Source organism: Candidatus Acidulodesulfobacterium ferriphilum (assembly GCA_004195035.1).
In the GTDB taxonomy this organism is placed as follows: Bacteria; SZUA-79; SZUA-79; order Acidulodesulfobacterales; family Acidulodesulfobacteraceae; genus Acidulodesulfobacterium; species Acidulodesulfobacterium ferriphilum.
Genome location: SGBD01000001.1, coordinates 701,789 through 725,843, shown reverse-complemented (window position 1 = coordinate 725,843; position 24,055 = coordinate 701,789). Strand labels below are relative to the sequence as shown.

The 24,055-nt window shown below is 37.6% G+C and carries 19 protein-coding genes; 12 read left to right on the top strand and 7 right to left on the bottom strand.

Annotated features, from left to right (window positions below; genetic code table 11):
- Positions 1 to 85: 85 nt before the first annotated feature.
- The gene (gene dnaA / locus EVJ47_03705) at positions 86 to 1,498 is read right to left on the bottom strand and encodes a chromosomal replication initiator protein DnaA (protein ID RZD15388.1); all 1,413 of its coding nucleotides are present in this window, start codon (positions 1,496 to 1,498) and stop codon (positions 86 to 88) included.
- A 402-nt stretch (positions 1,499 to 1,900) separates the two neighbouring features.
- Here dnaA and EVJ47_03700 point away from each other — a divergent pair, with 402 nt between their 5' ends.
- From EVJ47_03700 to EVJ47_03675, 6 genes are all read left to right on the top strand, one after another.
- Positions 1,901 to 2,050 (top strand): 50S ribosomal protein L34, encoded by a 150-nt coding sequence (locus EVJ47_03700; GenBank protein ID RZD15387.1) that lies wholly within the window; start codon positions 1,901 to 1,903, stop codon positions 2,048 to 2,050.
- A gap of 64 nt (positions 2,051 to 2,114) precedes the next feature.
- The gene (gene rnpA / locus EVJ47_03695; GenBank protein ID RZD15386.1) at positions 2,115 to 2,447 is read left to right on the top strand and encodes a ribonuclease P protein component; all 333 of its coding nucleotides are present in this window, start codon (positions 2,115 to 2,117) and stop codon (positions 2,445 to 2,447) included.
- Positions 2,444 to 2,668, top strand: coding sequence for a membrane protein insertion efficiency factor YidD (gene yidD, locus EVJ47_03690; protein RZD15385.1), 225 nt, complete (start codon positions 2,444 to 2,446; stop codon positions 2,666 to 2,668). The genes rnpA and yidD overlap by 4 nt, the downstream gene beginning before the upstream one ends.
- A gap of 21 nt (positions 2,669 to 2,689) precedes the next feature.
- Positions 2,690 to 4,243, top strand: coding sequence for a membrane protein insertase YidC (locus EVJ47_03685; GenBank protein RZD15384.1), 1,554 nt, complete (start codon positions 2,690 to 2,692; stop codon positions 4,241 to 4,243).
- Positions 4,244 to 4,348: 105 nt separating this feature from the next.
- Complete coding sequence (gene mnmE / locus EVJ47_03680; protein ID RZD15383.1) at positions 4,349 to 5,776, top strand: tRNA uridine-5-carboxymethylaminomethyl(34) synthesis GTPase MnmE; 1,428 nt, start codon at positions 4,349 to 4,351, stop codon at positions 5,774 to 5,776.
- 86 nt (positions 5,777 to 5,862) lie between these two features.
- Positions 5,863 to 7,281 carry a hypothetical protein gene (locus EVJ47_03675; protein RZD15382.1) on the top strand — a complete coding sequence of 473 codons (1,419 nt, stop codon included), beginning with the start codon at positions 5,863 to 5,865 and terminating at the stop codon, positions 7,279 to 7,281.
- 102 nt (positions 7,282 to 7,383) lie between these two features.
- Here EVJ47_03675 and fdhE read toward each other — a convergent pair whose 3' ends face one another.
- Genes fdhE through fdnG form a run of 3 tightly spaced genes read right to left on the bottom strand, consistent with a single transcriptional unit; the run spans position 7,384 to position 12,770 of the window.
- Positions 7,384 to 8,250 (bottom strand): formate dehydrogenase accessory protein FdhE, encoded by an 867-nt coding sequence (gene fdhE / locus EVJ47_03670; protein ID RZD15381.1) that lies wholly within the window; start codon positions 8,248 to 8,250, stop codon positions 7,384 to 7,386.
- Between the two features lie 14 nt (positions 8,251 to 8,264).
- On the bottom strand, positions 8,265 to 9,740 hold the full coding sequence (locus EVJ47_03665; GenBank protein ID RZD15380.1) for a formate dehydrogenase subunit gamma: 1,476 nt from the start codon (positions 9,738 to 9,740) through the stop codon (positions 8,265 to 8,267).
- A 12-nt stretch (positions 9,741 to 9,752) separates the two neighbouring features.
- Complete coding sequence (fdnG, locus tag EVJ47_03660) at positions 9,753 to 12,770, bottom strand: formate dehydrogenase-N subunit alpha (GenBank protein ID RZD15379.1); 3,018 nt, start codon at positions 12,768 to 12,770, stop codon at positions 9,753 to 9,755.
- A gap of 350 nt (positions 12,771 to 13,120) precedes the next feature.
- On the opposite strand from fdnG, the gene mnmG reads away from it, so the two are divergent.
- Positions 13,121 to 14,932, top strand: a complete 1,812-nt coding sequence (gene mnmG, locus EVJ47_03655) for a tRNA uridine-5-carboxymethylaminomethyl(34) synthesis enzyme MnmG (GenBank protein ID RZD15378.1) — start codon at positions 13,121 to 13,123, stop codon at positions 14,930 to 14,932.
- Between the two features lie 212 nt (positions 14,933 to 15,144).
- Here the strand turns inward: mnmG and EVJ47_03650 are convergent, their stop codons facing one another.
- The 3 genes from EVJ47_03650 to EVJ47_03640 all read right to left on the bottom strand — a co-directional run bounded on the left by EVJ47_03650 (position 15,145) and on the right by EVJ47_03640 (position 16,915).
- Positions 15,145 to 15,750: a hypothetical protein gene (locus tag EVJ47_03650; GenBank protein RZD15377.1), complete on the bottom strand. Its 606-nt coding sequence runs from the start codon at positions 15,748 to 15,750 to the stop codon at positions 15,145 to 15,147.
- A 269-nt stretch (positions 15,751 to 16,019) separates the two neighbouring features.
- Entirely contained in the window at positions 16,020 to 16,727 is a 708-nt protein-coding gene (locus EVJ47_03645) for a hypothetical protein (protein ID RZD15376.1), read from the bottom strand.
- On the bottom strand, positions 16,724 to 16,915 hold the full coding sequence (locus EVJ47_03640; protein ID RZD15375.1) for a hypothetical protein: 192 nt from the start codon (positions 16,913 to 16,915) through the stop codon (positions 16,724 to 16,726). The genes EVJ47_03645 and EVJ47_03640 overlap by 4 nt, the downstream gene beginning before the upstream one ends.
- Positions 16,916 to 17,317: 402 nt before the next feature.
- Between EVJ47_03640 and EVJ47_03635 the strand changes: the two genes are divergently transcribed.
- The 5 genes from EVJ47_03635 to EVJ47_03615 all read left to right on the top strand — a co-directional run bounded on the left by EVJ47_03635 (position 17,318) and on the right by EVJ47_03615 (position 24,053).
- Positions 17,318 to 19,234, top strand: coding sequence for a hydantoin racemase (locus EVJ47_03635; protein ID RZD15374.1), 1,917 nt, complete (start codon positions 17,318 to 17,320; stop codon positions 19,232 to 19,234).
- Positions 19,235 to 19,346: 112 nt separating this feature from the next.
- Positions 19,347 to 20,327 (top strand): formate hydrogenlyase, encoded by a 981-nt coding sequence (locus EVJ47_03630; protein ID RZD15556.1) that lies wholly within the window; start codon positions 19,347 to 19,349, stop codon positions 20,325 to 20,327.
- A gap of 32 nt (positions 20,328 to 20,359) precedes the next feature.
- Positions 20,360 to 20,971: a hydrogenase gene (locus EVJ47_03625; protein ID RZD15373.1), complete on the top strand. Its 612-nt coding sequence runs from the start codon at positions 20,360 to 20,362 to the stop codon at positions 20,969 to 20,971.
- 62 nt (positions 20,972 to 21,033) lie between these two features.
- Complete coding sequence (locus tag EVJ47_03620; GenBank protein RZD15372.1) at positions 21,034 to 22,548, top strand: hydantoin racemase; 1,515 nt, start codon at positions 21,034 to 21,036, stop codon at positions 22,546 to 22,548.
- 8 nt (positions 22,549 to 22,556) lie between these two features.
- Positions 22,557 to 24,053, top strand: coding sequence for a proton-conducting membrane transporter (locus tag EVJ47_03615; GenBank protein RZD15555.1), 1,497 nt, complete (start codon positions 22,557 to 22,559; stop codon positions 24,051 to 24,053).
- The last annotated feature ends 2 nt before the right edge of the window (positions 24,054 to 24,055 follow it).

Below are 24,055 nucleotides of genomic sequence, written 5' to 3'. Positions count from 1 at the left end.
AATTTTTTTTAATTATTTTTTTTAAACACGATATAAACATGAATTAAACATTTTTATCAACAATATTTTATTAATTTTATATAAACTATTTTTTAATTATTTTGATAATAGTATCTAAAGTTTTTTCTAATTCATCGTTATTCTTTAGCATTTTTTTAACTTTATTAACCGCATAAACAATAGATGAATGATCCTTGCCGCCAAATTTGTCGCCTATTTCGGGAAACGATAAATTAGTATGATTCCTTATTAAATACATCGCTAATTGCCTGGGAACGACAAATTCCTTTAATTTTTTATTTGATTTAATATCGCAGATTTTAATATTAAAATAATTACAGACAACTTTTATTACCGCCTCTGCCGTAATAACCTTTTCTTCTTCCTTTAAAATATTTAAAGTAGCCTCTCTCGCAAGGTCTATTGAAATAGGTTTTCCGGTAAACGACGAAAAGGCGGCGATTTTAATCATTGCGCCCTCTAATTCTCTTATATTAGAATTAATTTTATCCGCCAAAAGATTTAGAACATCGTCTGGAAAATCTATATTATTAAGGAAAGCCTTTTTTTTAAGGATTGCTATCCTGGTTTCAAAATCGGGCGGTTGAATATCTGCTATTAATCCCCATTCAAATCTTGATCTTATTCTTTCTTCGAGGCTTATAATATCCCTTGGAATTTTATCGCTTGAAACGACGATCTGTTTCTGGTTTTCATATAACGAATTAAAGGTATAAAAAAACTCCTCCTGAGTGCGTTCTTTTCCTGCAATAAATTGTATATCGTCTATTAAAAGCACATCGACATTTCTATATTTATTCCTAAATTCTACCATCTTATCATCCCTTATGGAAGTAATCATTTCATTTGTAAATTTTTCCGATGAAACAAGGCATATATTTAAATCCTTTTCTTTAAGTATTTTATTAGCGATAGCATTGAGCAAATGCGTTTTGCCAAGCCCGACATCGCTATAGATAAACATTGGATTATATGTTTGCCCGGGGAGATTGGCGACGGCAAAGCTAGCCGCATGCGCAAACTGATTTCCGGAGCCTATAACGAAATTTTCGAAAGTGTATTTGGGATTTAAATTTATATAATTCTTTTTAGGATTTTTTTTATTCGCAGGTTTATTTTCTGTATCAGGCTGCGCGGTTAAAGATACTCTGGTTAAACAGCCATTATTTTCTTCCTGATTAATTTTGTTATTATCCAATTTAATCAGGTTTTGATAATAATTTTTAATATCATAGCCGTTTTCGTCGTTTATATCGTAAATAAAATTTAATTCATCGTTATTGTTTAGTTTTTTCCAGATATTTAAAATAATATCTTTATAAGATTCGTTTATAATATCTTTAAAGAATTTATTAGGGACAGAAAAGGTTATGGTATTTTTATTTAATGTAATATTGGCAGGGATAAACCAGATATTAAAATTATTACTGCCTATCTCTTTTCTTAATTCTTCCAATAAAGGTTCTACAAAATCCATAAATTTATTATTTTAGTATTATTTATAATAAGAGGAATATTAGAATTAAACAGAGTTATCAACACTTGTTGATAACTCTAAAAGTATAATAATTACGATAAGTTATATTTTAAAATTTAAGATTTATTTAAATTAATTTAATACTTTTAATAAATTTTAAAATAAAACAAAATAAAAATATGCGATAATTAAAACCTTATCAAATTTTTAAATATATTTCAATAATATTATAATAAATTTTTTATAATAAAATCAATATGTTAGTGAATAAATTTCTTCTTGCACCCTTATAATAGCATATTTTGGCTTTAAAGTGTGAAAATAAAAATTCTTGACATCTTTATTCTTATTTGCTTTAATTAAAATTTATCATAATTTTAAAATTTAGTTTGGAGCAACCTTATGAAACGAACATTTCAACCCAGTAAATTAAAAAGAAAGAGAACTCACGGTTTTTTGAGCCGCATGAGTACAAAGAACGGAAGATTAGTTTTATCAAGACGCAGAAGAAAAGGGCGCAAGATACTGGTTCCCGTTATAAGTTCCAAATAATTTTTTACTCTTGTAAATTTTTTATCGATTACCAAAAATATATTTATTTTTAGCGCCGGCTTTAATGGCTATTTCACCTATCAGGTTTAAATTAAGGGATAGTTTTAAACTAAAAGATAAAGGATATATTAACTATATCTTTAATAAAGGCAGTAAAAAACTTCAAAAAAGCTCGATTATCTTTTATACCGAATCCGATCGGTTTAAATTTTTAATATCTTTTAAAAAAAAGCTCTTAAATTCGGCAAGGCGAAATAAGTTAAAAAGGCAGATTAAAGAATTTATAAGGCTTAATCAATATAACCTTAAAAAAATCGATTGCGCAATCCTGATTGCAAGGCATCCTTCTTCCAAGCGCCAATTATCCGATGAACTTGAGTTTTTGTTAATAAAATGAAAATTCTAAATAAAATTTTTATAGGAATAATAAATTTTTATAAGAGATTGATATCTCCCTTACTGCCGCAAAGCTGCAGGTTTTATCCAACTTGTTCGGAGTATGCGCTTGAATGTTTTAAGTCTTTTGGCTTTATCAAAGCTTTATATCTATCTTCGTACAGGATTTTAAGGTGCAATCCTTTATCGAAAGGCGGATACGACCCTGTTCCCAGAAACTAATATTTTTAATGGAGAATTTTTTTGGAAAAAAGAATTATAATCGCGTCAATTTTATCCGTTATCTTAATTTTAGCATGGGGCTATCTTATGCCCCATACAGGGCAAAACAAGGCCGCGGTTACCAAGCCGGGGGCTACAAGCAGCAAGATTACGCAGGCGCAGACCAAGGAACCTGTCGTAGAAAAAAATGCCCCTTCCAAATCTAAAAAGCTGATTGCCGTATCAAAATCCGTCCAATCCATCAAAAGCGTATCATATAAAGGGGACAAAATTTATGCAATGTTTAACATACCAGACGGCGCCGTTTCCAAATTAAATCTTTTAAATTATTCATATACCGAAAAAAATTTAGAAAACAAGGTTAATCTGGCAAACACGCAAAAAACAGCGCAGATAATTAATTTTATTCCCCAAAATGCCCAATCGTCCCTTAAGCTTGTAAACATAAAAAAAGAAAAAGATTCGATTAAATTTTTTTACGATATTAATAATAAGATAATCTTAGTAAAGGACTATAAATTTTTAAACGGAAAATATCTTTTAACTAATGACATTTCTATTAAAAACCTTACAAATAAACCTATAATATTCAAGGGTCATTATGTTCTTTCGGCTACCTTAAAACCTGTTTCTAAAAATTTAAATTACATCAATTTTTCGCCGGTTATTTATATTAATAAAGGTTCTGTAACACCTGATACGACCCAAACCACAAAATATAAAGGAGATATTTCGTTTGCGGGTTTTAACTCAAAATACTTTATGCTTGCGGCGGTATCGCCCGGCAATACCGTTTCCGTTAAAAAAACCGGCGAAATAATCTCTTTTATAATTCCTAAAACGGTATTGGTTTCTCCTAAAAAAACCGCCGATATTTCTTTGAATGTTTACGGCGGTCCAAAAAAATTATCCCTGCTTACGCCGCTGGGGCACAGCCTTAATTCAACTCTGGATTTTGGATTTTTTGGATTTTTCTCGATAATTTTATTGCACGTACTGGAATTTTTTTACGGCTTTGTTCATAATTACGGTCTTGCAATAATACTCCTTGTTTTGGCCATAAGAATCGTTTTTTATCCGCTTACCTATACGGGTTTTAAATCGATGAAACAGATGCAAAAGTTAACCCCTAAAATAAACGAATTAAGGGAAAGATATAAAGACAACAAGACAGAATTAAATAAAAAAATTATGGAACTTTATAAAGAAAGCAGAGTCAACCCTTTCGGCGGATGCCTGCCTATGATATTGCAAATTCCGGTTTTTTACGGCTTGTATATGACGCTTTTAATGTCCATACAGCTTAGAAACGCGCCGTTTGTCTTCTGGATACATAATCTTTCAATCCAGGATCCTTATTATATTTTACCCGTTTTGATGGGGCTGACCATGTTGATTTCGCAAAAAATGAACCCCGTTATCGGGGACCCCACTCAGGCTAAAATAATGTTAATCCTTCCGATAGTTTTTACCTTTGTTTTTATCCACTTTCCTGCAGGGCTTCTTTTATACTGGACGGTTAACAATATATTAACCATCGCCCAACAATATATTATTAATAGAAAATTTGCTTAATTATTAGACGGGTAAACTGGATAAATCCAAGGTTGTTTCGTTATTTTAGTTGCATGGTTATTATATAATCCATATGCCTTTATATGGCTTTAAGGTTAGCTAAAAATGGCCGTTAAATCCTCGCTTTTTAAAGAAATCGACACTATTTGCGCAATATCTTCCCCCGCCGGCGAGGGCGCTATAAGCATTATACGGGCTTCAGGAAAAGACTCTATAACTATTATAGGAAAAATTTTTAGGCCGTACGGCAAAAGCGCTTATCCGCTTACGCCGCGTTATTTTTACGCCGGCAGGATTTATGATCCGTTTATAGGTTCCTTTATAGATGAAGCCGCCTGCATTTATATAAAAGGTCCGGATTCATACACCGGCGAGGATATGTTCGAGATATATCCCCACGGAGGCATATTCAATACGCGCTATATTCTTGAAATCATACTGAAATCGGGGGCGAGGCTTGCTTATAACGGGGAATTCACCAAAAGGGCATACCTAAATAACAAAATAAACCTTATTAAGGCAGAGGCAATTTTAGAAATTATAAAGGCTAATTCGGTAAAGACGCTTTTGATTGCCAACAACGAATTAAACGGCCTTCTGGAAAAAAGGATAAAAGCCGTTAAAGATGATTATCTTTATCTTTTGGCTGCGGTGGAAGCGTTAATCGATTTTCCGGAGGAAGAGTTTAAAGATATAGATAGCGCGTTCTTTAAAGCGGCTTATAATCTTGCAGGTTCAATTAAAGATTTGATTAACTCTTATGAAAATTATAACTTAAACAGGCAGGGTTTAAGCGTTGTTATAGCAGGAAAACCTAATGCCGGAAAGTCCAGTCTTTTAAATGCCTTGCTGGGAAAAAACAGGGCAATCGTTTCGGATATGCCCGGAACCACGAGGGATTACATCGAAGACAATATATTTTTATTCAATAAACCGATAAAAGTCGTCGATACCGCGGGATTGCGTAAATCCAATGATTTAATCGAAAGTGAAGGTATAAAATTAACGCACATTCAAATCGAAAAAGCCGATATAGTAATTTATATTTGCGATGCGCAGGATGATTTTACGGATTTTAATTTCACCGTAGATTATGAAATACTCAAGCTTAAAAATGTGATTTTAGTTTTGAATAAGATTGATTTATTGCCGCCAGGCGATTTAATAAATAAAAAGGACGAGCTATTTAGGAAGGCGGTTGATCAATTTGCATCATCAAAGTTGGTTTCGATGAGCGTTAAAAATAATATCGGAATAGATTTGTTAAAAGATGCCCTTTACGATATAATTTTAAAAATAGAAAGCGGCGTTAAAGAAGATGTCAGCATTACGACTATAAGGCAAAAGGCATTACTAGAAAAATCTTACGACTTATTACAAAAAGGGATTGAGAAATATAAACGTAAGGAACCTCTCGAACTTATATCAATTGATTTAAGGGAGGCTACCTGTTATCTGGATGAAATAATCGGCGGCGTTACAAATGAAGATATACTCGATAAGCTTTTCAAAGAGTTTTGCATCGGGAAATAATATAATGGGGTGTTTTTTACCAACCTTAAGCGAAGCGCCGCAGGAGAGTTAAAATTAATCTTAATTAATTAAAATGGGGGACAAGAATGAAAAGGAACTTATCAGGCATTGCTCTGATTGCATTAATTGCAATCAGCGGAATGTTTTTTCTTTCAGGATGCGCAAAAAAAGTTTCCAAGCCGTCCGTTACTTCCGTGCCCGGCATAGCCGGCGTGGTTTACCCGTCAAGCTGGCACATGTACGCTTTAAATCCGGGACATGCCGCAACATTTAACAAATCCGGTGAAAAAGCCGCCGCCGTTTCTTGGAAGTTTGGGGTTAAAGACGCGATACCTTTTGATATGCCTGTACCACTGATTAAAAAGAAGTATGTCGGCATCACCAATGTCCGCGATCTTATCGGCATACCGATCGGCGTTGCAGTTGTTAAAGGCGTGGTCTTTGCGCCAAATGATAACGGTTATGTTTATGCCATTAATGCGGCAAACGGGAAGCTTATCTGGAAGGCTAATGTCTTAAACCAAATTATGTCAACCCCTATTGTTGCGAATACTTCGAGGGGCGAATTGGTATATGTAGGAGGCGGTAATTCTGTTTTTGCATATTCCCATGCTGTAAAATTCGGCGTTCCGGGCGCTCAAGTTATCAGGGGAGTCGATATTAGCGGAGTGTATGCGTTAAATGCAAAAAATGGCCATCTTGTTTGGGCTTATCACACAAAAGGCGAAGATATGCCGACGGGTGTTTACTATAAAAATAAATTTATTTTCGGCAACGGCGACGGGCATATTTATGCTCTTGATGCCGCCACAGGCAAACTCTTATGGAAGGTATATATTAAATCGTTTGTAAGTATGTCGTCGGCTGCGAGGTATCATAATTTAATTATTATGGGCGGAACGCACCCAAATTATCTTTATGCCGTAAATGCCGATGCGGGTAAACTCGCATGGAAAGTTATGCCGGAGGAGGTGTTTTCCAGTTCAATGGGAGACGGTTCTCCCGCGGTTTCCGTAAAAAATGGTATAGCCGTCATACAGATTGAACATAAAGCCCCCGGCATTCATCGTTCTTCAAGCGTCGAAATTGGCTTCAATGCGAAAAACGGAAAAATTTTATGGTCAACTAATCTTGGCGAGGGTATTGTGCCGCCAAGAAATAAAGATGCCGTTCCGATGATTTACAAAGGGGTTGTTTATACGGGAAGTCCGGTTACGGCTACGGCTTATGCTTTAGATGCAAAAACAGGCAGGATTCTTTGGAAAACCCCATTGCATGTCAGGATGAAAGCCGCCCCGAGCATTCAGGGCCAAGACCTGTTCTTTCCGGTTGGCAACGGAAAGATATTTGCGGTGAATAAGGCGAACGGAAAAATTATCCATGTATATGTTTCGGGCAACGGCGGCTTCGGCCCGCAGAATGCGGTTATAGTTGACCATACGATGTTTATCGGAAGTAATTTCGGCTGGGTTTATGCAATACCGACCTCGAAGATAACAGGGTAATTTTCATAACCACCTTTCCGGTTATTGTTAATGCTTGTTTTGCTAATGTAATTATACAAATTATGCAATAAACCGGGGGTGGCTTTGTAGTTTTTGGAGATATTACGCAACCGTATTTGCGGAAATTTCTAAGGGCATATTTTTATGCATCCAGATATCGAGAGGGATAGTAAGAATATCCTCAATCTCGGGTATAAGAGTCTGGTCGTTTCTAAGGTCGATTATCTTAAAATAATTTTTGCATATCTTGCAGTATTGCAGACAGGCATTGCCGTATTCATCGGATTTGAAAATTTCTAACTTAGAGGGGTCTTCCTCGCCGCAAAAAACACACTGAACCCTGTAATATCGCCATGCGCTTCCGCACTTTGAACATTCAAGCATTAAATAATTTTGCGTTTCATCATCGGATTTTAAAAAACCGTAAGAAGGCTCACTGCCGCAAAAAGAGCAGGTATTGCTAAAATTATCGAGGTTATCATTGGAATTATATTCGCTGAGACCCTGACCATCTTTATTTTTCATACATATAGCCATAGACTCCAAAAATGGTCTTAAAAATCCCTCAAATAAAATAATCTCGTCCGATTTAAGGCGTGTCAAATAATCATAATTATCATTAAAAAAATTGCGCGCATATTTTTCTATATCATTATTTAAACCGGATGAAATGCTATGCAACGGAATGTTTTTAATAAAAAAATCAAACAGATTTGCTATGCAGGCAACATTAACATTCATGTTTCCGATAAGCGGGCGGTCAAAAGTTTTCCCCCTTACAGGCAAAGGCAAGCTGTAAATATCTTTAATATTTTCCTTTAAAATTTTTGAAACAAGGTTTTTTTGCGAAATAAGGATATTTTTATAAATGTCGGATACGCCTTCAAGGTCTGCCCCCGCCTCCTTTCTTTTGCCTAAAGCATATAACTTAAGGTCGATATTTTTTATTACCTGCTCAAAACTATCCATCGTTTCGTATCTCCTTATTTATTGCCGTTAAGCCATAATCCGTGATGGAATCTTGCCCATGACGATTTTACTTTTCCCGTAATCATGCCGGCGAGCGAACCGGGGATGGCTATTAAGCTCAGATAAAAGTGCGCTATTATCGCGCTTATAAAAAATATTGCCGTCAACTCGTGAAGAAAAAGGCCGAATCTTGCCGCAAAGGAGCCGAAAAAACCGGGAAACCATATAAACAGTCCCGAGATAAAAAGCAGTGCGAGCCCCGCCGAAAAACACCAGAAGACCAACTTTTGTCCGCCGTTAAATTTATCCGATTTAACGATATTTTTTTCGTCATGAATCAAGTACGAATATATATTTTTAATGAAATCTATATCATACGGCTTTATCGCCATATCCTTAAACCATCTGATAAAAAGGAGGCCGAACGATATAAGGAATATAACCCCTATCCACGGGTGAAGGAACCGGGAAGACTGCGGTCCGCCAAGGATATTTGACAGCCAGAAAAGTTTCGGGGAATAAAGGGATAACCCCGATACAATGAGCAAAACGGCGGAAATTGCCACAGTCCAGTGAATAATTCTGGTTGCAAGATTATGCCTGTCTATTTCCTCCTCTTTGCCCTCTTTAGCGGCTAAAGCTTCCGGCGCTTTCGACTGTCCGGCGGTTATGAGGTGCGCAAACGAACCGAGAGTGGTCAGCCCCATAAATAAACCTCCGAATACCGCAAGCGGACCCTTAGTGAATGTCGTAAGCGGCGAAACTTCGGGATTTTTTGGGAGTTCGTAATCTTCCGTATTATTTCCGTATGGAAGGATAGTCATAACATGGGTTCCGCCGACGCCTTTGGGGCTGTATAGCTTTGCGTTTTTAAACCCTCTTTTTACAAGTTTTTTAATTTCCGTCTTTGCGTTGTCCAATATCTTATGTTTTTCTCCAAATGTTATAGCGGAAGTAGGACAGGCTTTGGCGCACGAAGGGGGAAGCCCCGCGTCTATTCTGTCTATGCAAAGCGTGCATTTATATACCCTATTGGATACGGAGTCAAATTGGGGAATATTGAACGGGCAGGCCGAGACGCAAAATTGGCAGCCGGTGCATTTGTCCTGATTGAAATCCACTATGCCGTTTTCATATTGAACGATAGCATAAGGGGAAGGGCATGCGGTAAGACAGGCCGGATTTTCGCAATGCATGCATCCGTTTTTTCTCATAAGGTATTTGACATTTCCGTCTATTACGGCTTCGTTAAAATATACCATCGTCCATGTCGTAGGAGTAAGCGAGCGGTGAAGCTGCATGCTTCCGAAGTTTTCGGTTTTATCCGGGGGCAGGTTGTTCCATTCCTTGCACGCCACCTCGCAAGCCTTGCACCCGGTGCATCTTGAGAGGTCTATAAGCTTAACTAATTCGGGCATTTCCGTTCTTATAGCAGGTGAATTTGACGAAACAGCCGAAGCGTTTTTTATGGCTATACTATTATTAATCATGATAATCTCTCCTTACGGTTTAGAAATATTAACAAGGAATGTTTTGTATTCCGGCGTGAAGGCATTCGGGTCTCCGACAGTAAGAGTAAGCAAGTTTGCAAGAGGACCCTTAACCAATCCTTCGTACCCCCAGTGAAGCGGAACGCCTATCTGCCATACCTTTTTACCGTTGACGATAAGCGGTTCGATTCTTTTTGTAACGACCGCGACGCCGACGACCTCGCCTCTTGCCGAAGATACCTTAACCTTGTCCCCGTTTTGAATATCTTTTTCTTTTGCAAGTTCATGGGGAAGCTCGACGAAAAAATCCGGCATTATTTCGACGAGATACGGAACCCATCGGGTAAGGTAATGCTCATGTTCGGCAACCCTGTAAGTCGTGCATACATAAGGATATTTGGAGGATTTTCCGATAATGTCGAGCTTGTCTTTAAAAAATTTTACCGCCGGGTTTATCGAAACATTCGGATGAAGAATGTTAACCGTGGGCGATTCTATAGGTTCATAATGTTCGGCAATAGGACCATCGACAAGGGCGCTGGAAAATATATTGGCATAACCGCTGTTAGTCATAATAAAAGGACCGATTTCTTTTGAAGGCGGGGCTGTCGGCGGATAATCAGGCACATCGCCCACCCATTCCTTGCCGTTCCACCATAAAGCGCGAAGTTTTTCATTCCATGGATTTCCCTTAATGTCGGCGGATGCCCTGTTGTACAGTATCCTCCTGTTGACCGGCCAGCTCCATGACCACTCATGGAACATGCCCATTTTGGTATTATCCGTCAGTTTTTTCCTTTTCATCATATTTCCAGCTTCCGTAAACGACCCTGAATATATCCAGTTTCCGCTGGAAGTGCTGCCGTCGTCTTTTAAAACGACAAATGAAGGAAGCAGCTTCCCCGTTTTTAGGTCTCTTCCGTTAATCTCTTTTGCTATTTCCTCCTTTGTAGGGGAATATATATCCTCATAATTCCACGATAGTTTTGTAATTGGTTCAGGGAATACCCCTCCGCTTTTCTCGTACAGTTTCCTGATTTTCAAGAAAATATTAGATATTATCCATGTATCGGATTTTGCGTTATGCGCGGGGTCGTAAGATTTATATTTCCATTGTACCCACCTGCCGCTATTTGTAAAGGAACCATCCTCCTCTATCCAGTCGGAAGAGGGAAGCATGAAAACCTCCGTATCGATATCTGCGGAATTAGCGGCTATCCCCTTGGAATCATAATCATTCCCCGGCCTTTTCCAGAAACATGCGGTTTCATGGGCAAAAGGGTCTATGACGACAAGCCACTTCAGCCTTCCGAGCGAAGCAAGCATTTTATCGGAATTTGGACCCACGCACGCCGGATTCATTCCGAAATCTATAAGCCCGTTTATCTTTCCGTAAAACATCGCGTTAAAAGCGAACATCCATGTCGTATTGCTGTCAAGCTTCGGGAGGTATTCATAATTAAAATCGTTTTCTTTCGTAGCATTGCCCCCCCACCATGCCTTTAACAGGCTGACGAGAAATTTGGAAGTATTAGACCAGTAGTTTACGGCATGCGTATCTATTTTAGAAGGGGTATTTTCTTTTAAATATGTTTTTAGGTCTATTTGCGTTTTGGCAGGCATTTTAAGATAGCCGGGCAGAGTTGTGGCAACAAGACCGTGATCCGTCTGCCCCTGCACATTCGCATGACCTCTTAAGGCGTTAACGCCGCCCCCCGGTCTTCCGATATTGCCTAAAAGAAGCTGAAGCATTGATGCCGCCCTTATATTTTGGGAGCCGACGGTATGCTGAGTCCATCCGACTGCATACATTACGGTTCCGACCGTATTTGGATTGCCGGTGGAACATATAACATGCGCGGCTTCGATTAGCTTTTCTTCGGATACTCCTGTTATTTTAGAAACCGTTTCGGCGGTGTATCTTGAATAATGCTTTTTGACTATTTGAAAAACGGATTGCGGATTTTCAAGCGAAATATCTTTCAGAACATTGCCCTTTGTATCAAGCTGGAAGCCCCAGCTTTCGGTGTCGTATTTATGTTCGTTTTCAATGTAGCCGCTGAAAAGGCCGTCCCTGAATCCGAAATTACTTTTAACAAGGAACGGGGCGTTGGTATAATTTACGACATATTCTTTAAAATATAAATTGTTGGAGACGGTGTAATTGATGAGCCAGCCTAAAAACGCAATGTCGGTTCCGGACCTCAAAGGGATAAAAATATCGGCAACCGCCGCGGTTCGGGTTAAACGGGGATCTATTACTACTATTTTTGCATTTTTTTTCTCGCGCGCTTTTAGCGCCCATCTGAAGCCGACAGGATGATTTTCAGCAGGGTTTGCGCCCATTACCATCACGACATCCGAGTTTTTCAGATCTATCCAATGATTTGTCATTGCCCCACGACCAAAGGAAGCGGCCAAACTGACCACTGTGGGAGCGTGTCATATCCTTGCCTGTCCGTCTATATAGACGAGACCAAGCGACCTCATAGCTTTTACAAAAAGGTAGTTGTTTTCGTTTGCGCAGGGGGAACCTCCTACCGCGGCGATAGTCGGAAGCTGATTTAAAGCGTAGCCTTCATTGTCTTTTGTTATAAAATTCTTATCCCTTTCTTCTTTAATAAGCAACGCAATTCTATCCAATGCAAAATCCCATGAAACCTCTTCCCACTCTTTTGAACCCTTTCTTCTGTAAAGAGGGGCTTTAACCCTGTTTTTATTTACCGTTATCTGCATTGTCGCGGAGCCTTTCGCGCAGAGCCTTCCCTGATTTATCGGGCTGTCGGGATCGCCTTCTATATGCATAATAGACGGCCTTGCGTTTACGGAACCGTCTCCCGTAGAATATGCTATCATACTGCATCCTACTGCGCAAAACGGACAGATGCTTTTAGTTTCTTTTGCCTTTTCTATTTTTAATGTTCTTGATTCCGCCATGGCTTTATCCATGGACAGGCCGAATAAATCGGTTTCCCCGATTATTGAGGCTATCAATACCCCTTTAATGAACGAGCGCCTTGAAACCTGCATTTTGCCCCTCCGTATTTAATCTTAAAAATTATAAGAATTAATTAAGTTGATTAGGATGTCAAATTTAATTTGAGTATATCACCAAAAATAAATATGTCAAATGTTGTGGTTATTCTGTGGTTATTCCCAAAATTGCCGATAGAAAATTTCTTTTCTGGATTCCTGCCTACGCAGGAATGACAATCCCTGAATTTAACTTTTCATTCAACAGGCGTCATTCCTGCGTAGGCAGGAATCCAGAATTTTATAATATGTTGAAACAGTTTCAAAGATTTCTATCGGCAATTTTGAGTTATTTTTGTATAATAAGTAAATATAGCAAGTAAAAAATTTTATTTTGGACAAAATTAATGATTATAAAAAAAGACAAAGATAATTTTTTCGATGTAATTGTCGTCGGTGCCGGACATGCAGGCATAGAAGCCGCTTTGGCGGCCGCAAAAATCGGCTTGAGCGCCGCCGTCATAACTATTAATTTAGACAATATCGGACAGATGTCCTGCAACCCGGCAATAGGCGGTTTAGCCAAAGGGCATCTCGTAAGGGAAATAGACGCCCTTGGCGGAGAAATGGGCAAGGCGATAGATAAAACAGGCATCCAGTTTAGAACGCTTAACACCAAAAAAGGCCCCGCAGTCAGGTCTTCCCGCGCTCAGGCAGACATGTTTCGTTATAAAGCTTATATGAAAAATGCTCTTGAATCGGCCGGAAATTTAACCATAATTCAATCCATGGTCGATTCATTAATTGTAAATCAAGGAAGAGCGGAAGGGGTTGTTTTATGGACAGGCGAAAACCTTTATTCCAATGCGGTTATTTTAACTACCGGAACATTTTTAAAGGGGCTTATCCACATCGGGCTTTTTAATTATAGCGCTGGAAGGGCGGGGGATTTTGCCGCCGATAAGCTTTCTTTAAGTTTAATCGAAAACGGTCTTGAACTCGGAAGGCTTAAAACAGGCACAACCCCAAGATTAGACGGAAGAACGATCGATTTTTCCGGGCTTGAGGAGCAAAAAGGCGAGGACGATTTTATACCTTTTTCCATTGCGGATAAGAATATCACGAACGGCATCAGCTGTTATATAACCTACACCAATGAAAAAACCCATAATATAATTTTAAGCGATCTCGATAAATCCCCTTTATATTGCGGGGTTATCAAGGGCGTCGGGCCGAGGTACTGCCCGTCCATAGAGGATAAGGTCGTCAGGTTTAAAGATAAAGAAAGGCACCAGATATTTTTGGAAAGGGAAAGCCTTGATTCCGTCGAATACTATCCGAACGGGCTTTCGACAAGCCTGCCGTTGGATACCCAGCTTAAATTTTTAAGAACGATAAAAGGGCTTGAAGATGTTAAAATCATGAGGCCGGGATATGCCATTGAATACGATTATGTACTGCCCGTCCAGCTTAAACATTCTTTAGAAACCAAAAATATCGAAAATCTTTTTCTGGCGGGGCAGATTAACGGAACATCGGGCTATGAAGAGGCGGCGGCTCAGGGGATTATCGCCGGAATTAACGCCGCTTTGAAGATTAAGGGCGAAAAGCCTCTGATACTTGCAAGAGACGAGGCGTATATAGGAGTTTTAATCGACGATTTAATTACGCTTGGAACCGCCGAACCTTATAGAATGTTTACATCCAGAGCCGAATACAGGCTTTTGTTGCGGGAAGACAATGCCGATTTCAGGCTTTGCGAATACGGCAAAGAGGCAGGCTTGTTAGACGAAGAAAGATACTCTATATATAAAGACAGATTATCCAGGTTTAATGAATTATTATCTTTTTTAAAATCCTATGAAAACGGAAAATATTACGACCTGTTAAAGCGGCCGGATGTTGCGATGGAAAATCTTATGAATGAATTTGGGGCGGAAATCGACAAATTCGGAAGGGATATACTAAACAGGGCACAGCTTTTTATCAAATACGAGGGCTATATCAACAGGCAAAAGGAAGAAATCAGCCGGTTAAAAAAATTTGAGGGCATTAAGTTAAGTAAAGATATTGATTTTAATACAATTCCGGGTCTGTCGCTCGAAGTAATCGAAAAACTTAATAAGATTAAGCCCGAAACCATCGCCGAAGCCGGCAGGATTTCCGGTATTACGCCTGCCGCCGTCGGTATTTTATTGATGAGATGCCATAAGTCCTGATTTGCTAAAAATTTGTTTCACATGAAACATAAATCTTATAACCCTAATCCCGATTTAGAAAATATTTATATATTCCAATGCTAAGCAAATCTGGATTCCTGCTGAAGCGGGTTGGGACACCCAACGAGTGAAACGATAAATCCTCTCAAAGTCATTCCTGCGAAAGCAGGAATCCAGAAAATAAATTTCTAAATCGGGATTAGGGTTATAACCTATTTATCCATTTTAGGATATTGAATGCCGTTATTAGTGAAATCATCATCGGTTGATGCCGATACGATTATCTTAGTTTTTCCGTAATTATATGATAAAAGCCATAAAAATGCCAAATAACTTACGGCAATATTAATCAGCATCATTAAAGGACCTGTCCAGAAAAATAGCAGCCGCGCAATAATACCTAAAACAAATCCGCGCCAGACAACACCCCACCAAAGCCCTAAGGCATTATTCCACGATACGGGAATATTTAAAATCGTATTATCGTAACTTACAGAAAATCTTTCCGGTTTGTCGTTAAAAACGAAATTTTTCTTAAAAAGCTCTGAACGAAACAGCCATATGCCAAAAAATAACGCCGCAATAAAAAATATTAATATAAGCGCGGTCATTATACCCATTACTTTCATATTATAGGGCGTATAACGGTATAGATGGTTTTTCATCATTTCGGCAAAAAACATCATACCGCTTTCACCCACCGAAAGGCTTCCTATGATAACAAGCAGGCTACCTATCGCAAAAAGAAATAACCATATTCTCCATGTGTACCTCCACCATAAATGCAAGGCAGGGTAAGCCGCATTTTTAATATCCATATTGCAATTCCCCCATTATTTAGTATTAAAGATTATTCCGGTACTATTTTGTTTCCATTTTTATCTTGCTATCAGTTATATCATTGCCCTTGTCCATCGAAAATTTCTTTTCCGATTTTAATTCTTTATTCTCCTCTTGCCCGTCGCTTTCAGAAATGCGGCTCAACAATAATTGGCCGTTGCCTTACTATTGTCTTGCTTTCACTATCATATTATTTATGATGGGTTTAATTCTCTTTTATGAAGATTAATAATGATTTTTGCATTAATCACTTTCCCTTTTTAACAACGCCGATACCCGATGATTGCGGAATTATTATTTTTCCGGCATTATTCTTAATAAGGATAGATTTAAGTTTTTTTGCAAAATCATCGCAGGATGTTCTTAAAAGCAGACGATTGTCGCTTGAAAATGAAAATGAATTATCGTGCGAGCCGCGCGCATTAATAATATTGTTTTTGCCGTTTATAAAAACATCCGCATTAAACTTAACTATATTAAAATGAAAATTACCTGAACCGGAAGAAGGGAGAGAACCTCTGCCCCCTGCTAAACCTTCCCCTAAAATGGCGAACGGCAAAATGATGGCAGCCGAAACCATCCCTGCATCATCTGCAGCGCTTGGAACCGCCCATGTAACCGTATTCCCGAAATCATGAATATAGGTTATTTTTTTGTCAATCGGTTTTCTATTCACTATGAAAACATCGGCATTATCGATATTTTTTATTATTCCTAACCCTATACAGTTATAAATAGCGACGCGGCGATTCGTTAAAGGACTATTGCTGCTAAAAAAACCGAAGCTGGTTGTTGCAAACCGCACATCCCTTTTCTTTATCGCAATCTTGATTTTACCTTTTCCTGGAGGGATTATAATGCTTGAAAATATAGGAGGCGGCGGAGCGGTGGCGCACCCGCTTAACAATGTTATAAATAAAAATAAGCTTAAAAACATAAAGATTATTTTTTTCATTTTTCTTTTTCTTCTTCGTTATAATCTTTTATTTCTTTTTTATCAAGTTCTTCTTTAATTTTTTGCCTTTCGTTCTGCTTAACCCTTTCAAAAAGATTCCGGTAGGCGGTTCTTTCCGTTTTACCCTTACTCTTGCCGTCCTTGTCTTCTTCGGACGGTTTATCCGGCATGTTTAATGTTGTATGCATAATATATGCCCCCTTAGAGTATTCTTTTATTATTTACTAATATTATATCCTAAAAAGAATAAAAGAATTAATAACTTATTGAAAAATTACCCAAAATTGCCGATAGAGATTGTTAAAAATACTGCAACGCATTAATAATTCTGGATTCCTGCCTACGCAGGAATGACATCCAACGGGTGAAACGATAAATTAGGTAAAGTCATTCCTGCGTAGGCAGGAATCCAGAAAATAAATTTCTAAATCGGGATTTGGGTATTAAATATTTCTTGCTAATTTTTTAATTTTTGTTATAATCTAAAAGTTTGCTTTAATTTACATTTAATTTTTATTTATTTTATATAGATAAATAAGTAAATAATTTTTAAAAGAAAGGGGGAGGTTAAGAGTTTCGATAAATAACAAATGAATGCTAAATATAACGATATTTATAGATATTTCTTCGGATGCCTGTCCATTTTAATCCCTGCTTTTTTTACAGCCTTAAGTTTTTATGATTTTAAGCAAGAATTTATTATAAAATCAGCATTCCTAAGCTTTTCGTTCAAATTTGACCCCCTTTCCGTGTTTTTTGTTATATTCATATCGTCTATTTCCATATTTATCTCGATTTTTTCGATTAAATACGGGGAGAAATACGATAAAAAACCGTCCCTCTTTTTCTATTCTTTTTTCTTTATAATATCCATGATAATTCTTGTTATAAGCAACGATATGCTGACATTTTTGATATTTTGGGAATTAATGTCGATATTTTCCTTTTTATTGGTTATTTACGAGGAAAGCGAGGAATCGAGAAGGGCGGGCTTTTTATATTTTTTAATGACGCATATCGGAACCGTTCTCATAACGGCAAGTTTTATCATGCTGTATTTAAAAACCTCCTCGTTGTCTTTCGACAACTATAAAGGTGCTGCCGGGGTTATTATAATAGCAATCGCAATACTCGGATTTTCCATTAAAGCCGGCATTATGCCCTTTCATACATGGCTTCCCTATGCCCATCCGGTTGCCCCGGCAAACATTTCCGCTATTATGTCAGGCATAATGGTCAATATGGCGATATACGGTATTTTAAAATTTTTATTTATTTTTAGCTCCGGCAGCGGCTCTTTTTTGGGCATAGCATTGCTTATTTTAGGGGCTTTATCGGCGCTTTTAGGCATAATGTACGCAATGGTTCAAAAGGATATAAAAAAACTGCTGGCCTTTTCAACAATCGAAAACATGGGCATAATTTTTATGGGCATAGGCATATCTTACTGGGCAAAGATTGAAAATTTTAAGTCTTTAGAACATCTTGCAATGTTAGCCGTTTTGCTTCATATAATAAACCATGGGTTAAGCAAGAGTTCGCTTTTTATGGGTTCTGGACTAATTGACAAATATACCCATACTAGAAATATGGAAAAACTGGGCGGACTTTCTAAAAAAATGAGGCAGTTATCAGTTTTATTTCTTATAGGGGTGATGTCAATTTCCGCGCTCCCGCCGCTAAACGGTTTCTTAAGCGAGTGGTATTTGTATGTTTCTTTAATCGGCTCCGTCTTTACGGGGAATTTATATATGGTGTATTTTTCCGTTATAGCCATTGCCCTTTTGTCGCTGAGCGGGGCTGCGGCGGTAGCCGCTTTTACAAAACTATTCGGCGTTACCTTTCTGGGAAAGCCCAGAACGGTTCACGCCGAAAATGCCGCAGAGCCCCATGCTGTCGAAAGAATAGGAATGGCAATTCCTGTTTTGTTATGCGTTTTTATCGGTATTTATCCTTATCAAATAATATCGGCTTTGAATATGATTATATTTTATTTAACGGGCGGGACCGCCGGTGCAAGTCCGTTTTCCGCCGTGCGCCTTACGCATGCACAATCCTACACCTTATACATGCCCGGTTTAGTTGCAATTACCTTTGTTTTAATTTTATTAATTTTATTTTTCTATCTCAGGATATTCTCTACCGATAAAAAAAGGATATTTGAAACATGGTCATGCGGGCTCGATGAAAAAAATTCAAAAGCTCAGTATTCCGGCAGCGGATTTTCCTCAAGCATAATGAAGGTTTTTTCCTCTTTTTATTCCTCCGTTTCCGAGGTTAACTTTGAAAAGGACGTAAAAAAATATTTCAGGTCTAAATCCGTTTATACCGAAGAAATTAACGATATTTTCGAAAAATACTTTTATATTCCCATAGAAAAATTATATTTAAAATTATCCGATATTTTTAACATATTAACCAATTCGGAAAATATAAATGTTTCTTTAGGGTATTTATTTTTATCGTTAATAGTTTGCTTCATTATATACATATTTATAATAAGGTAATAAATGGATTACCGCTTTTGCGGATATTCCCGTCTGCATTTATCAAAGCATGCCTTTGATGCAGACGGGAATGACAAAAAATTATGTCGAAGTCGGGGTACATATAAACGATATGACTTATAATTATAATATTCAACATTTGACAATAGGGATCATTCAATTTTTTATAATAGTCTTTCTTGCGCCTTTTTTTGCGGGTTTTATTCATAAATTAAAACAGCGGGCAAGAGGGCAAAAAGGAATAGGCATTTTTCAGTTTTATATAAATTTTAATAAGTTATTAAAAAAGGAGATCGTTTTATCCAAAGATGCGACTTTTATATCCAATATAACCCCTTATATCGTTTTTGTTTCATATCTTGTAATATTATTAATGCTGCCCGCATTTTACAGGTATTCTTTGCTCGGCATATCTTCCGATGTAATACTGATTGCTTATACCCTTGCCCTGTCAACCTTCTTTATGACCCTTTATGCAATGGATCAGGGCAGCGCTTTCGGAGGACTCGGGGCAAGCAGGGAGTTGTTTTTAACCGTTCTTTCCGAGCCGTCTTTGATATTTGTTTTTATATCCCTTGCCATTTATACTAAAAAGGGAAGAATAACCGATATATTTTATTTTATTCAAAAAGGGGCCGCCAATGCCTTTTTATCGGGCGTTCATCTCCATGCTATATCTATTGCTATTCCTTTTTTACTGTTTATTTCGCTCTTTATCGTAAGCATATCCGAAAACGCAAGGATCCCGATTGATAATCCCGAGACACATCTTGAACTTACGATGTTTCATGAAGCAAATATTTTGGAGGCTAGCGGAAAACATCTCGGTTTATTTGAATACGGCAGTTATTTGAAACTTACCGTCTTTTTAACCGTAATGTCCCTTATCTTATTTCCATATACGGCCGCGCATATCTACCAGATTCCGTTAGCTTTGGCGGTATATTTTTTAAAGATGATTATTCTCTGTGTTTTTATTGCAGGCGTTGAAATCTTTAACCCTAAAATGAGGATATTCAGGGTGCCGAACATACTTTCCGTGTCTTTTATTTTGTCTTTAATAGCGATGATTTTATCTATCAGAGGGTTTTAAAATTTGAAAATTTAAGGAATTTCAAAATGTTAATGGAAAAAATAGCCGAGCTATTTATCATTTTAATATTAGTTTCAGTGGTTTTAAATGTCGGCTCCCCTTTTATTAAATTTGCAATAAAGCTTTATTCGTTTCAATCACTTATGCTGGCGTTTTATATTTTAATGGGCGCCGTTCATTTTAATTCTATAAATTTATACGGGTCTTTTGTTATTACGGTAATCTTTAAGGTTATTCTAATTCCCTATTTTTTATTTAAAACGCTTAAGAAGGTTAAAATGGATAAAGAAATAGATATGTATATAGGCATACCGGAGGCCGTTGTTTTCGCAGGTTCTTTAACCCTGCTTTCCAATTTGATAGCTCAAAAAATTGTTACGGCAGGCATAACATTCGGGGCTTTTGTTTTCACGATTTCCCTTGCTACATTTTTGATTGGAGCTATGCTTATGATTACAAGAAAAACTTTGTTCTCCCAAATTATCGGATTTTTAACCATAGATAACGCTATTTTTTTAGCGGCTAATAGTATAACCCACGGTATGCCCCTTTTAGTTGAGTTGGGCGTGCTTTTCGATCTTTTTGTCGGCATACTCATATTATCTATCCTTATACTAAACCTGAAAAGAAATGCCGCCGTATGAATATAAATTTAAATAAACTTTATTTAAGGTTATATTATTAAATTATTAAAGGACTCGATATAATGTATGAATTAGTATTGATACTTCCGGCGGTTGCCTTAATTTTTTCCGTTTTTACGGATGTTTTATTAATGTCTTATTTACAGCTGATAATTTCTACATTAGTTTTTTTAACGGTTGTCGCAATTTCTTTATCTTTTCATGCTATCTCCGTATTTTTCGGAGGACTTTTCTTTGTCGATTATATCAATCTGGTAATACTTATTACCGTTTCAACCCTTGAATTATTTGTCGCTTTTTATTCGTTTGGATATGTGAGGACGGAAATAAAACACGGATTGTCGAAAAGAAAATTTAAATTTTACTATTTTTGGAAAAATTTATTCGTTTTTAGCATGATGGTTTCGATAATGTCCAATAACCTCGGCATTTACTGGACGGGGCTTGAGGCGACTACCTTGGCTACAGCTTTGTTGGTTTCCTTCAACAGGACAAAAGAATCTTTTGAGGCAACATGGAAGTATGTAATTATGTGTTCGGTCGGCATAGCAATAGGGCTTTTTGCCATCGTTATTTTATATTTCACGACTTCGCAGATTTACGGCGAAAGCATGAAATCTTTATCCTTTATTAATATTATACAGGCGGGTTCGGAATTAGACAAAAACTTTCTTATGCTTGCGTTTATTCTTGCCCTTGTCGGGTTTGGAACGAAGGTGGGTTTTGCGCCTATGCATAATTGGCTTCCGGATGCCCATTCGCAGGGTCCGAGTCCGGTTAGCGCTTTATTATCGGGGGTTCTACTTAACACGGCGCTATTGGGCATTTTAAGATTTTACCAAATTAATGTTTCGGCAGAAATATATTATCCGAGATATTTTTTGATAGGTTTTGGTTTTCTCACGATTTTTGTTTCCGCGTTGTCAATAATAAAGCAAAAGGATTATAAACGCCTTTTCGCGTTTTCCTCTATGGAAAATATGGGTCTTATTGCGTTAGGTTTTGGTATTGGCGGAATTGCCGTAATAGGGAGCCTTTTTCAGATATTATTTCATGCTTTAAATAAGGGAGCCTTATTTTTATCTTCGGGTAATATTCTTGCGGTTACCCATGAAAGAAAAATCGATAAAATAAGAAGTTTATCCAAGCGTTTTCCGATTACGGGGCTTATGCTTCTTTTTGGGGTGATGGGAATTAGCGGAATGCCCCCCTTTGCAATGTTTCTGGGAGAAATTTATATTATGTTCGGCGTATTTAAAACCAATATCTGGTTTGGATTTTTAGTTTTCTTGTTATTGATTTTTATTTTTGCAGGACTTTTTAGTAAAATTCTTAAAATGTATATAGGTATAGGCGTTAAAGGCGGCGAAAATGGGCAGCAAAATGAAAACAGGGCTAATAGAGGGACAAATAAAGACAATCAAGATAAAGGAGAAAAAGGGATCCATCCGTTTATGCTGTATGCCCCTTTAATTCTTTTGCTGATTTCTTCGATATTGTTATTTTATATACCATCCCAGTTTTTACATATCGTAAAATCGGCATCGGCCGAATTTGGAGGAAAGATAAATTTTTAATGAATAAAATTATAGTAGATAAGCATATTACCACATCAAGCGATTTTATAAAATCGGCTAATAATATTAAAGAGTCCGGAAAATATTTGCTGGGCATCGTTGCAAATGACGAGAGAAGTATAAATTCAAAATTTAACATAAGGTATTTTTTCGGGGGCAAAAATATTATAGGTGAATATTCCATTCCTGTGGATGAAAACTTTCAATCTGTTTCTAAAATTTGTCCCGCCGCCAAGATGTATGAAAGGGAAATCAATGATTTATTTGGACTTACACCCCTTGGACATCCCGATTTAAGACCACTGATGCTATATCCCGAAAATTGGGATTTTTCCGTCCATCCTTTAAGAAAGGATTATAACAACGCAATTCCCGAATTTAAAAAATACGGTGACTATAAGTATAAAGAGGTTTCGGGAGAGGGAATTTTTGAGGTTCTTGTCGGCCCGGTGCATGCCGGCATTATAGAACCAGGGCATTTTAGGTTTTCGCTGGCTGGAGAGCCTGTTTTACAGCTTGAGATAAGGCACTTCTGGAAACACAAAGGAATAGAAAAAATTTGCGAGGGAAAGGATTTTAACGAAGCGTTAAATTTGATTTCCCGGGTTTCAGGCGATAACAATGTAAATATAGCCGTAAGCTATCTTGAAGCAGTCGAAAATCTTTTGGATGCAGCGATTTCCGAAAGAGCAAAACATATCAGGGTAGTACTTGCCGAACTCGAGCGTATTTGGAACTATGTCAGGGACATAGCATGGATTTTTATGGATATAGGTTTTGCATTGCCCGCGCAAAACCTGTTTGCTTTGCAGGAAGAATTAATGAGGCTCAACAAAAGTTTAACCGGACACAGGTTTATGTTTAACGCGCTTGTACCCGGCGGCGTGAGCGTAGATTTTGATTCTTCTAAGCTATTTACGATAGATAATATTATTAAAAAGGTCGAAAAGGCAATAAAAGAGTGTGAAGCATTTATTTTAAATTCATCGACTGTTTTAGACAGGCTGGAATTTACGGGAAAAATTAACAAAAAGACGGCGGAAGAGCTTTCGTTATGCGGCATAAGCGCGCGGGCATCGGGACTGCCGAGAGATTCCAGAGTGGAATTTCCCTATCTTATATACGAGAAGTTTAACCTAAAACCTGTTTTGCTCGAGAGCGGGGATGTTTTTGCAAGAACGGCTTTGAGGATTAAAGAAATTCTGCTTTCCGTAAAAATCGTGGGCGGGCTTTTGTTTAACTTGCCGGAGGGAGGCATTATATCGCCCTGCGGAAACAGGGCAGAGGCATATAAATATGCCGTAGGCAATGCGGAAACACCGAGGGGCAATGCGTTTTTTTACATAATGGCGGATGACAGCGGAAAAATTTTCAGGCTTAAATATATAGACCCGTCTTTCAGGATATGGCCTTCCATTCAGTACGGCGTATTGGGCAATATAATTGCGGATTTTCCGTTAATAAACAAAAGCCTGAATTTATCTTATTCAGGGAACGATATGTAATC